The sequence below is a fragment of the Tenacibaculum maritimum NCIMB 2154 genome (assembly GCF_900119795.1).
Lineage (GTDB): Bacteria > Bacteroidota > Bacteroidia > Flavobacteriales > Flavobacteriaceae > Polaribacter > Polaribacter maritimus.
In genome coordinates this window covers 2,734,763-2,746,955 of the sequence record NZ_LT634361.1, presented here as the reverse complement: position 1 = coordinate 2,746,955, position 12,193 = coordinate 2,734,763, and the positions used below count along the sequence as shown (strand labels likewise).

Genomic DNA, 12,193 nt, shown 5'->3' with positions numbered 1-12,193 from the left:
TTATGGAATCAGCTATTATTTTAGTATTTGTAATGGGGTATTTAGCCATTACTCTAGAGCACAATTTAAAATTAGATAAATTAATCCCCGCGTTAATAATGATGGCTATTTGCTGGGCATTGGTTGCTTTAGGTGCAGATAACTTTTCACAGTGGTTTGATTCTGGAAAGCATAGTTTGCTAACAGAAGGGTACACTTCTCTGAATCATGAAGGGAAAATGCACATGGTTGAAGAAACTTTATTGCATCATTTAGGGAAAACAGCTGAAATATTAGTTTTCCTTTTAGGAGCAATGACTATTGTTGAAATTATTGATTATTTCAATGGGTTTTCAACAATTAAAACTTTCGTAAAAACCAGAAGTAAGAAGAAGATTTTATGGATATTTTCTATTCTGGCTTTTATTTTATCAGCTATAATAGATAATCTAACAGCTACTATTGTATTGATTTCTATTTTGCAAAAAATAGTTAAAAGTAGGGAGGATAGAATCTGGTTTGCTGGGTTAATTATTATAGCGGCCAATGCAGGAGGAGCTTGGTCTCCAATAGGAGACGTAACAACAACAATGTTATGGATAGGTAAAAAAGTAACAACTCCAATGTTAGCAATTTATTTGTTAATACCTTCTTTGTTGTGTATGGTAGTGCCTTCTTTTATAGCTTCATTTTTACCTGCTTTTCAGGGGGATATTCAAGTAGATGAAAAAGCTAATGATGTAAAACCAGGTCCGCATAGTGCAAGAATGCTGTATTTAGGGTTGGGGGCAATTGTATTTGTACCTTTCTTTAAAACAATAACTCACTTACCTCCTTATGTAGGAATGATGCTTTCGTTGGCAGTAGTAGCTACTTTTGCAGAGATTTATAGTAGATCTAAATTTTCTTTAACAGAAGTAAATAGTCACGAGTCAGATGCGCATGCGCATCATAGCCCTGTACATCATTCTTTGTCTAAAATAGAATTACCAAGTATTTTATTCTTCTTAGGAATTTTGATGGCAGTAGCGGCATTAGAGTCGTTAGGAATTTTATTTGGATTTGCAGATAGTTTAAAAGAAAATATACCACTAATAGGAACAGAGCTAAATGGAACTAGGGTGTCTGATTTAGTAGTTTTATTATTAGGTATTGGTTCAGCAGTAATTGATAACGTTCCTTTAGTAGCAGCTTCTTTGGGAATGTTCTCTGAAAATTTAGACAATCCATTATGGCACTTTATTGCTTTTTCAGCAGGAACAGGAGGCTCTATGTTAATTATAGGCTCAGCGGCAGGAGTTGTAGCGATGGGGATGGAAAAAATAGATTTCTTTTGGTATTTTAAGAAAATTTCATGGTTGGCCTTTGTTGGTTTTATAGTAGGAGCAATAGCTTTTATGGCGATAAGGTCTTTTGTTTAGTAAGAGATTAGGCTTATTATAATAATATATTAAAATCCTGAGAAGTTTTCTCAGGATTTTTTTTGCAAACAATTTTTAAATACTACTTTCGTTTTAAGTAACAATAATAAAATAAATACGTTTATGTCTCCATTTTTTCAAGAAGAATTACAAGAAGTAGTATCAGAAGAAAAAACATTGTCTATCTATAACCTGATTATGGATGGCGGTTTAGGTGGTCAAATTATTATAGCATTGCTGTTTGTTTTGCTAGCAGTAGCGCTATATGTATATTTTGAGCGCTTTTTTGCAATAAAAGCAGCGTCGAAAGTAGATGAGAATTTTATGAATCAGATAAAAGATTATATTTCTAACGGGAATCTGGAAAGTGCTAAAGATTTATGTGATAATACGCCAATACCAACAGCGCGTTTGATAGCTAAAGGGATTTCAAGAATAGGGAAGCCTTTGGAAGATATTAATACAGCTATTGAAAATGCAGGAAAATTGGAGGTGTATAAATTAGAAAGAAATGTATCTGTACTCGCAACAATAGCAGGAGCAGCTCCAATGATAGGTTTTTTAGGAACTGTAATAGGTATGATTGTAGCTATTCATGAAATAGCTAACTCAGGAGGTCAAATAGATATTAAAATGTTGTCAGATGGCTTATATACGGCGATGACAACTACAGTTGCAGGACTAATAGTAGGTATTGTGGCTTATATAACGTATAATCATTTGGTAGTAAAAACCGATAAGGTGGTTTATCAAATGGAAGCAAAGTCAGTAGAATTCTTAGATTTATTAAATGAGCCTGTGTAATGAATTTAAAAGGAAGAAATAAAGTAGATCCTAGTTTTAATATGTCATCAATGACGGATATCGTTTTTTTATTATTGATATTTTTTATGTTGACTTCAACGTTAGTAACTGTTAGTGCAATAGATGTTTTATTACCCAAAGCAGGTGGAAAAACAGAGAATAACACCTCAGTAGCAGTTACGGTTACTAAAAACTCATCCTTTTATATAGATAAACGAAAGGTTCAGTCAAATAAATTAGAAATAGAGTTACTTAAAGCAGTAGGAGGAGACCAAAAGAAAACAGTTGTTATTAGGGGAGATCAGAATGTTCCTTATAAAAATGTGATGAGAATTATTGATATAGCTAATAGAAATAAGTTGAAAATGATTTTAGCAGTAAAAGGTAAATAGAAAGATTTGTAGAAGTAGTGTATTGAAAAAACGAGTTGATGAAAGTGTTAAATACAGAACATAAACGTAAGTCTGCAATATTAACAATATTAATTTTGATATTGTTGTTGTTTGGAGTGTTTAATTATGGGATGAAATATCTGGATCCTCCAGAGGAGTATGGAGTTGCTATTAATTTTGGGAGTTCTAATGTAGGTAGTGGAGCACCTATAGAAAAAACTAAGCAAATACCTAAGGCAGAGGAGGTAGAAGAAAACAAAGAAGAGAAAGTAGAAGAGGTTTCTAAAGAGTCAGTAGAAGAAATAATTACGAAAGAGAGTTTTAAGGAGGTCTCTATTGTGGAAAAAAAAGAAATTAAAAAGGAGAAAAAAATAAAGGAGATATCTAATGTAATTGATAAAAAGAATGCTATAAAAAAAGAAAAACCAAAGCCGTCTAAAGCAACTACAGATGCGTTGAATAGTCTGTTGAAAGGAAATTCTAAAAAGGGTGAACTAAAAGGCGAGGGAGATGATAAGGAGCTAGGAGTAAAAGGAGATAAAAACGGAGATCCTAGTTCTAGTAAATATTACGGGAATGGAGGTAAAGGATCGGGAGGGAATTATAACTTAGCTGGAAGAAAAGCATTGTCTAAGCCTATTGAAAAGCCTAATTGTGAGCAAGAAGGAAGGGTTGTTGTCAGTATCGAAGTGAATAAAGATGGAAAAGTGATTAAAGCCGTTCCTGGTGTTAAGGGATCAACGAATACTCATCCGTGTTTGCTAAGACCTGCTAAAGAAGCTGCGTTAAGAACAAAATGGAATGCAGATGGGGAAGCGCCTCAAAAGCAAAAAGGAACAATTATATATAACTTCTCTTTGTCTAAATAAGATTGAAAATCCAAAAAAAAGAAAAATGACTTATAAGGAAACTGTAGATTGGATGTTTTCTCGCCTACCTATGTATCAGCGCCAAGGGGAAAAAGCGTTTAAAAAAGATTTAACAAATATAAAGGCGTTGACAAAAGAGTTGAATTTTCCTGAGAAAAGTTTTAAGTCTGTTCATGTTGGAGGAACGAACGGAAAAGGGTCAACAAGCCATATGATAGCCTCTGTTTTACAAGAGGCTGGGTATAAAGTAGGGTTATATACTTCGCCGCATTTAAAGAGTTTTACAGAGAGGATAAAGATTAACGGTCTAGAAATTTCTGAAGAAGCTGTTGTAGAGTTTGTTAAAAAGCATAAACATTTTTTAGAAAACCAAGGAGTGTCTTTCTTTGAGATGACAGTAGGTATGGCATTTCAAGAGTTTTCGAGGAAAAAAGTAGATATTGCTGTCATAGAAGTGGGGTTAGGAGGAAGACTAGATTCTACAAATATTATAATACCTGAAGTTTCTGTTATTACGAACATAGGATTAGATCATACCCAATTTTTAGGAGACACGTTGCCTGAAATAGCTTTAGAAAAAGCAGGTATCATAAAAAAAAGAGTTCCTGTTGTGATAGGAGAGAAACAGGAAGAGGTAAAGAAGGTTTTTTTAGAGAAGGCTAATAAGGAAGAAGCAAAAATATTTTTTGCTTCTGACCAAGAAAACCAAAAATTAGAAACTGATTTACTTGGGAATTACCAGAAGCATAATGTAAAAACGGCAATTGAAGCTATCAAAGTTTTAAAAAAAGGAAGTTTTAAGGTTTCTGAAGATGAAATGAGAAGGGGTTTGATTAATGTTGTTAAAAATACAAAGCTAAAGGGGCGCTGGCAAATTTTAAAAGATAGTCCTAAAGTAATTTGTGATACCGCTCATAATAAAGAGGGATTGAATTATGTGTTAGAACAGTTAAAAGCTGAAAGCTATGATAGACTTCATATTGTATTGGGGGTTGTTTCTGATAAGAAAATAGAAGAAGTACTACCAATGTTTCCTAAAGAAGCGATTTATTATTTTTGCAAACCAAATATTCCAAGAGGAATGCCAGAAAAAAAAATAAAAGAGGAGGCAAATAAGGTAGGTTTGGAAGGAAGTGTTTTTGATTCTGTAAATCAAGCATATAGTGAAGCTTTAAAGGAGGCTAAGTGTACAGATTTAGTTTATATAGGAGGTAGCACATTTGTAGTTTCAGAAATTTTATAAAAAAAAATGATTTTTTTTATTGTTTATCTCTAAAACTGTTATATATTTGCACCCGCAATTAGCAATTAAAGGGCGCGTAGCTCAGTTGGTTCAGAGCACTTGGTTTACACCCAAGGGGTCAGGGGTTCGAATCCCTTCGCGCCCACAAATAAAACCTTTAATGTTAATTGTCTAGGGCGCGTAGCTCAGTTGGTTCAGAGCACTTGGTTTACACCCAAGGGGTCAGGGGTTCGAATCCCTTCGCGCCCACGAAAAGTCCTCATCATTTTGATGAGGACTTTTTTGCGTTTAAGAACGTTTTGCTAGAGCTTTTTTTTATGTATTTTTGCAGACTTGTATTTACGTGTATAAAAATAGTAAAGATTAAAAAAGATGGATGTATCAAAAATTGCAATAATAGGGTTAGGTTATGTAGGATTGCCTTTAGCTAGACTTTTTGCAGAAAAATATGCTGTTGTAGGTTTTGATATTTGTGAAAGAAGGGTGTCTGAATTGAAAGAAGGGGTAGATGTTACCTTGGAGGTTGATGATAATTTATTGAAAACTGTTTTAGTAGAAGATAGCACCTTTGAAAATAAAGGATTGTATATAACTTCGAATGTAGATCATTTAAAAGAATGTAACTATTATATTGTTACTGTTCCAACGTCTGTGGATAAGAACAATCAACCTATTTTGGACCCGTTATTACATGCTAGTAAAACGATTGGCAGTGTTTTAAATAAAGGAGATATTGTTATATATGAGTCAACGGTTTATCCGGGAGCTACTGAAGAAGATTGTATTCCTGTTTTGGAGAGTGAGTCAGGTCTAATATTCAATAAAGATTTTTATGTAGGATATTCTCCAGAAAGAATAAGTCCTGGTGATAAGATAAGAACTGTAGAAAATATATTAAAAGTAACTTCGGGCTCAACAAAGGAAACAGGAGAGAAAGTAAATGATTTATATGCTTCTGTAATTAAAGCAGGAACTCATTTAGCATCTTCTATAAAAGTAGCTGAAGCTTCCAAAATAATAGAAAACTGTCAGAGAGATATTAATATAGCCTTTGTAAATGAATTGGCTAAAATTTTCAATTTGATGAGAATAGATACAAGCGAAGTGCTTGAAGCAGCTTCTACAAAATGGAATTTTTTACCTTTTAAACCTGGTTTGGTAGGAGGGCATTGCATAGGTGTAGATCCTTTTTATTTAGCTCAAAAAGCACAACAATTTGGTTATTATCCAGAAATAATTTTATCAGGAAGGCGTTTGAATGATAGTATGGGAGAGCACGTAGGAGCAGAAGTTGTAAAATTAATGATAGCAGAGGATGTAAAGGTTAAAAATGCTGAAATTTTAATTTTGGGGATTACTTTTAAAGAGAATTGTCCAGATATAAGAAATACGAAAGTTGTGGATGTTTATAGAGCATTAGAAAGTTATGGCATAAAGGTTGCTATTTATGATCCTTGGGTAAGAAAAGAAGAAGTGCTAGAAGAGTATGGGATTCAGGCAGAAGAGAAGCTTTATGGTAAAAAATACGATGCTATAGTTTTAGCAGTTTCTCACCATGAATTTAAGAATATAGATTTATTAAGATTAAAAAAAAGCAACGCGGTGGTTTATGATGTAAAAGGCTTTTTATCTAAAGAACAAGTAAATAAGACATTGTAATGAAAAACTTTGCCTTGATAGGAGCAGCAGGATATATAGCTCCACGTCATTTGAGAGCGATTAAAGATACTAATAATAATTTAATAGCAGCTCTAGATAAATTTGATAGTGTTGGTATTATGGATAGTTATTTTCCTAATGCTGACTTTTTTGTTGAATTTGAACGATTTGATAGACATATAGAAAAGTTGAAACGCCAACAAAATATTCAGTTAGATTATGTAAGTATTTGCACTCCAAATTATTTGCATGATTCACATATTCGTATGGCACTAAGAAGAAATGCAGATGCTATTTGTGAAAAACCTTTGGTACTAAACCCATGGAATGTTGATGCTTTAGAGGCTATAGAAAAAGAAACAGGAAGCAAAATAAATACAATTCTCCAATTACGATTGCATCCGAGTATTATTGCCTTAAAGGAAAAAGTAGAAACGGAAAATAAAAATGGGAAGTACGATGTGGATTTGACTTATATAACATCGAGAGGAAATTGGTATGACGTTTCGTGGAAAGGGGATGAAAGTAAATCAGGAGGCATAGCAACGAATATTGGAGTTCACTTTTATGATATGCTTTCTTGGGTGTTCGGTGAGGTTCATGAGAATGTTGTGCATGTTAGAGAAAAGGATAAAGCAGCGGGGTATTTAGAGTTTTCAAAAGCAAGAGTGCGTTGGTTTTTGTCTATAAATGAGAAATCTTTGCCTAAGGAAATAAGAGAAAAAGGGCAAAGAACTTATCGTTCGATAACCGTAGATAATGAAGAAATTGAGTTTAGTGGAGGTTTTACTGAATTGCACACAGAAAGTTATAAAGAAATACTAAGAGGAAGCGGTTTTGGTTTGTTAGATGCTAAGCAATCTATTGAAATAGTTCATGATATTAGAAATAAAGAATTAGTAAAGTTGGGAGAAAAACACCATTTAATAAAATGAAAATAGCGGTTATAGGTACTGGATATGTGGGCTTGGTAACTGGGGTTTGTTTTTCAGAAATGGGGAATGAAGTTGTTTGCGTAGATATTGACAAGAAGAAAATAGAAGGGTTAAGTAAAGGAATAGTTCCTATTTATGAACCAGGATTGAAAGAGTTAATAGACAATAATTTGTCAAAAAATCTTTTTTTTTCGATAGATATTCAGAAAGCAATTCAGGAAGCGTCGATTATTTTTATAGCGGTAGGAACACCAATGAAAGAAGACGGAAGAGCTGACCTTTCAAGTGTTTTTGAGGTTGCCAAGGTTATAGGAAAGACAATTGGAAAGCGTAAGATTATCGTTTCGAAATCTACCGTGCCAGTAGGAACAACAATCAAGATAAAAGAAATTATTAAGAGCGAATTAGAAGAGAGAAGTGAAAATATAGATTTTCATGTAGTTTCAAACCCAGAGTTTTTGAAAGAAGGAGCAGCTATCAATGATTTTATGAAACCAGATAGGGTTGTTATTGGAGCAGAAAATCAAGAGGTCTTTTCAAAGATGAAGCAATTATATAGCCCTTTCTTTAGAACTCATGACCGTTTTATAACTATGGATATAGCTTCTGCGGAAATGACAAAATATGCTGCAAATGCAATGCTGGCTACAAAAATTTCATTTATAAACGAAATGGCTAATATTTGCGAGCGAGTTGGTGCAGACATTAATAATGTACGTGTAGGTATTGGGTCAGATAAAAGAATAGGATATGATTTTATTTATCCAGGAATAGGGTATGGAGGTACTTGTTTTCCAAAAGATATTTCTGCTCTTATTCATTTAGGGAGAGAGAATGGATATATTCCAGAGCTAATATCTTCTGTAGATAAGGTTAATAAAGCTCAGAAGAGGCTTTTTCTGAACAAGGTCTTAAAAAAGTTTGGAGAAGATTTGTCAGGGATAACTTTTGCTATTTGGGGATTAGCTTTTAAACCAGAAACAGATGATATGAGAGAAGCTCCATCTGTTTATGTAGTTGAAGAATTGATCAAAAGAGGGGGGAGAGTAAAAGTATATGATCCCAAAGCTATAGAACAGGCAAAAAACAAATATTTTGCAACTCTAGATGTTTTTTATGGGGTGGATAAATATGAAGTATTGGAAAAAGCAGATGCCCTGCTATTATTAACAGAATGGAAGGAATTCCGTTCTCCAGACTTTGAGAAAATGAAGCAATTAATGAATAATAATACTATCTTTGACGCGAGAAATCAATATGATGTCAATAATTTACATAATAAAAATATAGAGTATTATTCAATAGGAAAATAAAAAAATGATATTAAGAAAAATAAATGTTTTATTAGCTTTTGTGTTATTCAGTTTATGTATTAACTTGATTGAAGCTCAAAATATTCAAGGAGATTTAAGCCAGATTAAAGTTGATCAGCTGTCAAATAAGCAATTAATAAACTATAAAGAAAAAATTGAAAAAGAAGGCTATACGTTAGAACAAGCGATAACAATTGCTAAAACTAAAGGAATGCCTGAATTAGAAGCTCAAAAATTAAAGACTAGAATTAATAACTTAGGAGTTGATAGTTCAAAGAAGGAGAGAGAGAGTAATAAAAAAAAGAATTCAGATGTTGATGAGGAGGATTTGCATTTTGGATTAATGGGAGGAGAAAAAGAAGAAAAGAAAGAGAAACTTTTTGGATATGACTTTTTTAATAATCCTAATATCTCATTTACGCCAAATTTAAATATAGCAACTCCTGAGAGTTATATTATTGGACCAGGAGATGTCATTTCGATTGATTTATGGGGCGCCGCTGAAGCTAATTATGAAAGTAAGGTAAGTAAACAAGGGGCTATAAGTATAGAAGGAGTTGGTTATATTTACTTAGCAGGTTTACCGATTAAAGCTGCTAAAACTAAGGTGAAAAATTATTTAAAAAGAATTTATTCAGGGTTAGGAGCTTCATCTAGTAGTTACAATAAAGTGAATATATCGGTATCTATTAAAGAAATAAGAAATGTACAAGTTAGTATTGTTGGAGAGGTAAAAGTTCCAGGGTCGTATTCATTAAGCGCTTTTTCAACAGTTCTAAATTCATTATATGCGGCTGGAGGTCCTACTAAAAGCGGAACTCTTAGAAATATTAAACTTTTTAGAGAGGGTAAAAATATAGCTAGTTTTGATTTTTATAATTATATAATTAATGGAGAATCAATTGGGAATATAACAGTCCAAGATCAAGATGTTATTATAGTTAGTCCTTATGATAATCTTGTAACAATTGAAGGAGCAGTGAAGAGACCAGGTCTGTATGAAATTAAAGGAACTGAAAAAGTTTCAGATTTATTAATGTATTGTGGTGGTTTTGCTTCAAATGCTTACAAGGATAATATCGTTGTAGAAAGAGTAAATGGCAAGCAAAAAGAGATAGTAGAGATACCATCAAGAAAAATATCTACCGAAAGTTTAAAAGATGGAGACTTTATAAGAATTAATGAAATTATAGATGAGTTCTCGAATAGAATAGTTATAGCGGGTGCTGTATTTCAGCCAGGTAACTATGAATATAAACAGGATTTATCTTTAGACGTTTTATTAAAGAAAGCAGAAGGGGTAACAAGAGATGCTTTTTTAGATAGGGGGATTATAGTGAGGACGTATGATGAAGCGAATAAAGAAACTATTTCTTTTTCATTGAGAGATAAAAATGAAGATTTATTTTTAAAAGAAAACGATAGTATTTATGTTTTCAAAAAAGGAGAATTAAAAGAAAAAGAATTTATAACAATCAATGGAGCCGTAAATAAAGCGAATAAATTCGATTTTATGAAGGGAATGCAAATAGAAGATTTGATAGTTCTTGCGGGAGGGTTAAAAGATGGAGCAGATTCAAATGTTATTGATGTTTCTAGAAGATTAAAAGATGGCAGTTTTGAAACCATAAGCGAGAATTTTAATCTTAAAGCGAATAATAATTTAGAAGGAAGTGCTAGTAATAATTTTGTATTAAAACCTTTTGATATTGTTACTGTTCGTTATTTAAAAGGATATACAAAACAGAAAACAGTTTTTATTAAAGGAGAGATTAACTTTGAAGGTGAATATTCTTTAAGAGGAAAAAATGAAAAGATCTCAGATTTGATAAAACAAGCAGGAGGGCTTACTAAATATGCTTATATTGAAGGAGCATTTTTAACTAGAAAAAATAATACGTTAGAAGACAAAAAGCAAGCAAAGGTAATTTCTGATTTTGCAAAAAAAGATACTTTAAGCGTTATTCAAAATGATGTAAAAAAGGTATTTAAAATAGGTATAGATTTGAAAAAAATATTAGAAAAAGGAAGTCAGAATTCTAAGTTTGATTTAATATTGGAGGAAGGAGATGAGCTTTTTATACCTTCGGAAAGACAAACAGTAAAGGTAGAGGGAGAAGTTTTGTCTCCATCATTAGTTCGGTATGAAAAAGGAAGGTCTTTTGAACATTATATAGAAAATTCAGGAGGTTTTTCTCCAAAAGCTAAGAAAAGTAGAGCATATGTGATTTATCCTAACGGAGATATAAAAACGACGAAAAGCTTTCTTTTTTTTAAATCATATCCTGATATAAAACCGGGTTCCGTAATTTTAATTCCAAAAAAAACTGAAAGCACTAGAAAAATAACGCCACAAGAAGTTATAGGGATCACTACTGGTTTGGCGACTTTAGGAGTGTTAGTTAAGAGTTTAACAGATAAGTAGTAGGCAATGAGTAATGTAAGTTCGAGTGGGACGGAGTCTGAAATAGATTTATTAGAATTATATAAAATAATTAGAAGAGGTAAAAAAACAGTTATTCGATTTATTGTTTGTTTTGGATTAGTAGGTTTGTTTGTCGCAGTTTTTTCAGAGAAAGAATATATAGCTTCAACTATTGTTGTTCCTCAAAGTGCGAATAATAAAGTTGGAGGTAATTTAGGTGGATTAGCAGCTATTGCTGGAATCAACTTAGGAGGGGCGAATACGGCTAGTAACATTTCTCCTAATTTATATCCTAAAATTGTAAGGAGTGTTCCTTTTCAAAAGGAGGTGTTAAATACATTTTTGAAATTTTCTAATAAGGATGAAGAGATTACTTACAAGGATTACTATCAGAAATATAAAGGTATAGGGGTACTTTCTTTTATTAAAGAATATACCATAGGTCTTCCCAGTAAGCTATCAAGTCTATTTAAAAAAGAAGGGGTAATAGATCCTAAATCTATCAAAGATACTATTTATAGAGTATCAATAGAGGAAAATGATCTTTCTAAACAATTAGAAGAACAGTTAAGCTTGGTAGTTAATAGTAAAGATGGTTTTATAGAAATTTCCTTTTCAATGCCAGAGGCGCTACCTGCTGCACAAATGGCTAAAAAAGTACAAGAGTTATTACAAAGAGCAATAATTGATTTTAAAACAGAAAAGGTACAAGATGAATTTAATTTTATAAAAGAGAGGTATAATGAGCTGAAGAATAATTTTGAAGTAAAACAAACTGTTTTGGCTAATTTTAGAGATAGAAATAGAAACTTAATGACATCACGCTCTCAATCGCATTTAGAAAGACTCCAGTCAGAATATAACCTTGCTTATAGTGTGTATTCTGAAGTAGCCAAGCAGTTAGAAATGCAAAGAATAAAGTTAAAGGAAAATACACCCGTTTTTACAGTAATACAACCAGTGAGTGTACCTGTTATGAAGTCGAAACCTAGACGAATAATAATTTTGGCTGTTTGGTTGCTTTTAGGAGTTATTATTGGAGGTGCAACAGTCTTAGCTAAAGATTGGTTTAAAAAGCTGGATAAAAGAATGTAGAGTTAATCAAGTGGTAGTACTATTGCATACCGAATTTTAATAAAAAAATGAAGAAAGG

General features: G+C 32.4%; 10 protein-coding genes and 2 tRNA genes. All 12 read left to right on the top strand.

Features of this window, described 5'->3' with window-relative positions; genetic code table 11:
* Positions 1-2 precede the first annotated feature (2 nt).
* The 12 genes from nhaD to MARIT_RS12150 all read left to right on the top strand — a co-directional run bounded on the left by nhaD (position 3) and on the right by MARIT_RS12150 (position 12,135).
* A complete protein-coding gene (nhaD, locus tag MARIT_RS12205; protein ID WP_024740443.1) occupies positions 3-1,400 on the top strand; it encodes a sodium:proton antiporter NhaD in 1,398 nt (465 codons plus the stop codon).
* Positions 1,401-1,523: 123 nt separating this feature from the next.
* Positions 1,524-2,204 (top strand): MotA/TolQ/ExbB proton channel family protein, encoded by a 681-nt coding sequence (locus MARIT_RS12200; protein ID WP_024740442.1) that lies wholly within the window; start codon positions 1,524-1,526, stop codon positions 2,202-2,204.
* The gene (locus MARIT_RS12195; protein ID WP_024740441.1) at positions 2,204-2,596 is read left to right on the top strand and encodes an ExbD/TolR family protein; all 393 of its coding nucleotides are present in this window, start codon (positions 2,204-2,206) and stop codon (positions 2,594-2,596) included. The genes MARIT_RS12200 and MARIT_RS12195 overlap by 1 nt, the downstream gene beginning before the upstream one ends.
* Before the next feature lie 38 nt (positions 2,597-2,634).
* Positions 2,635-3,465: an energy transducer TonB gene (locus MARIT_RS12190; protein WP_100211656.1), complete on the top strand. Its 831-nt coding sequence runs from the start codon at positions 2,635-2,637 to the stop codon at positions 3,463-3,465.
* A 25-nt stretch (positions 3,466-3,490) separates the two neighbouring features.
* Positions 3,491-4,708: a bifunctional folylpolyglutamate synthase/dihydrofolate synthase gene (locus MARIT_RS12185; RefSeq protein WP_100211655.1), complete on the top strand. Its 1,218-nt coding sequence runs from the start codon at positions 3,491-3,493 to the stop codon at positions 4,706-4,708.
* A 70-nt stretch (positions 4,709-4,778) separates the two neighbouring features.
* Positions 4,779-4,853 (top strand) — tRNA-Val (locus MARIT_RS12180).
* A 29-nt stretch (positions 4,854-4,882) separates the two neighbouring features.
* Positions 4,883-4,957, top strand: a tRNA-Val gene (locus MARIT_RS12175).
* A gap of 123 nt (positions 4,958-5,080) precedes the next feature.
* Positions 5,081-6,367 (top strand): nucleotide sugar dehydrogenase, encoded by a 1,287-nt coding sequence (locus MARIT_RS12170; protein WP_024740438.1) that lies wholly within the window; start codon positions 5,081-5,083, stop codon positions 6,365-6,367.
* Positions 6,367-7,302: a Gfo/Idh/MocA family protein gene (locus MARIT_RS12165; protein WP_024740437.1), complete on the top strand. Its 936-nt coding sequence runs from the start codon at positions 6,367-6,369 to the stop codon at positions 7,300-7,302. Before MARIT_RS12170 ends, MARIT_RS12165 begins: the two co-directional genes overlap by 1 nt.
* On the top strand, positions 7,299-8,615 hold the full coding sequence (locus MARIT_RS12160; protein ID WP_024740436.1) for a UDP-glucose dehydrogenase family protein: 1,317 nt from the start codon (positions 7,299-7,301) through the stop codon (positions 8,613-8,615). Before MARIT_RS12165 ends, MARIT_RS12160 begins: the two co-directional genes overlap by 4 nt.
* 4 nt (positions 8,616-8,619) lie before the next feature.
* A complete protein-coding gene (locus tag MARIT_RS12155) occupies positions 8,620-11,040 on the top strand; it encodes an SLBB domain-containing protein (protein ID WP_100211654.1) in 2,421 nt (806 codons plus the stop codon).
* Positions 11,041-11,046: 6 nt separating this feature from the next.
* On the top strand, positions 11,047-12,135 hold the full coding sequence (locus tag MARIT_RS12150; protein ID WP_024740434.1) for a Wzz/FepE/Etk N-terminal domain-containing protein: 1,089 nt from the start codon (positions 11,047-11,049) through the stop codon (positions 12,133-12,135).
* Positions 12,136-12,193: the final 58 nt, after the last annotated feature.

Bases quoted from the DNA above. Each gene is read 5' to 3' on its own strand.
- nhaD (WP_024740443.1), top strand. From the start codon at position 3: ATGGAATCAGCTATTATTTTAGTATTTGTAATGGGGTATTTAGCCATT.
- MARIT_RS12200 (WP_024740442.1), top strand. From the start codon at position 1,524: ATGTCTCCATTTTTTCAAGAAGAATTACAAGAAGTAGTATCAGAAGAA.
- MARIT_RS12195 (WP_024740441.1), top strand. From the start codon at position 2,204: ATGAATTTAAAAGGAAGAAATAAAGTAGATCCTAGTTTTAATATGTCA.
- MARIT_RS12190 (WP_100211656.1), top strand. From the start codon at position 2,635: ATGAAAGTGTTAAATACAGAACATAAACGTAAGTCTGCAATATTAACA.
- MARIT_RS12185 (WP_100211655.1), top strand. From the start codon at position 3,491: ATGACTTATAAGGAAACTGTAGATTGGATGTTTTCTCGCCTACCTATG.
- MARIT_RS12170 (WP_024740438.1), top strand. From the start codon at position 5,081: ATGGATGTATCAAAAATTGCAATAATAGGGTTAGGTTATGTAGGATTG.
- MARIT_RS12165 (WP_024740437.1), top strand. From the start codon at position 6,367: ATGAAAAACTTTGCCTTGATAGGAGCAGCAGGATATATAGCTCCACGT.
- MARIT_RS12160 (WP_024740436.1), top strand. From the start codon at position 7,299: ATGAAAATAGCGGTTATAGGTACTGGATATGTGGGCTTGGTAACTGGG.
- MARIT_RS12155 (WP_100211654.1), top strand. From the start codon at position 8,620: ATGATATTAAGAAAAATAAATGTTTTATTAGCTTTTGTGTTATTCAGT.
- MARIT_RS12150 (WP_024740434.1), top strand. From the start codon at position 11,047: ATGAGTAATGTAAGTTCGAGTGGGACGGAGTCTGAAATAGATTTATTA.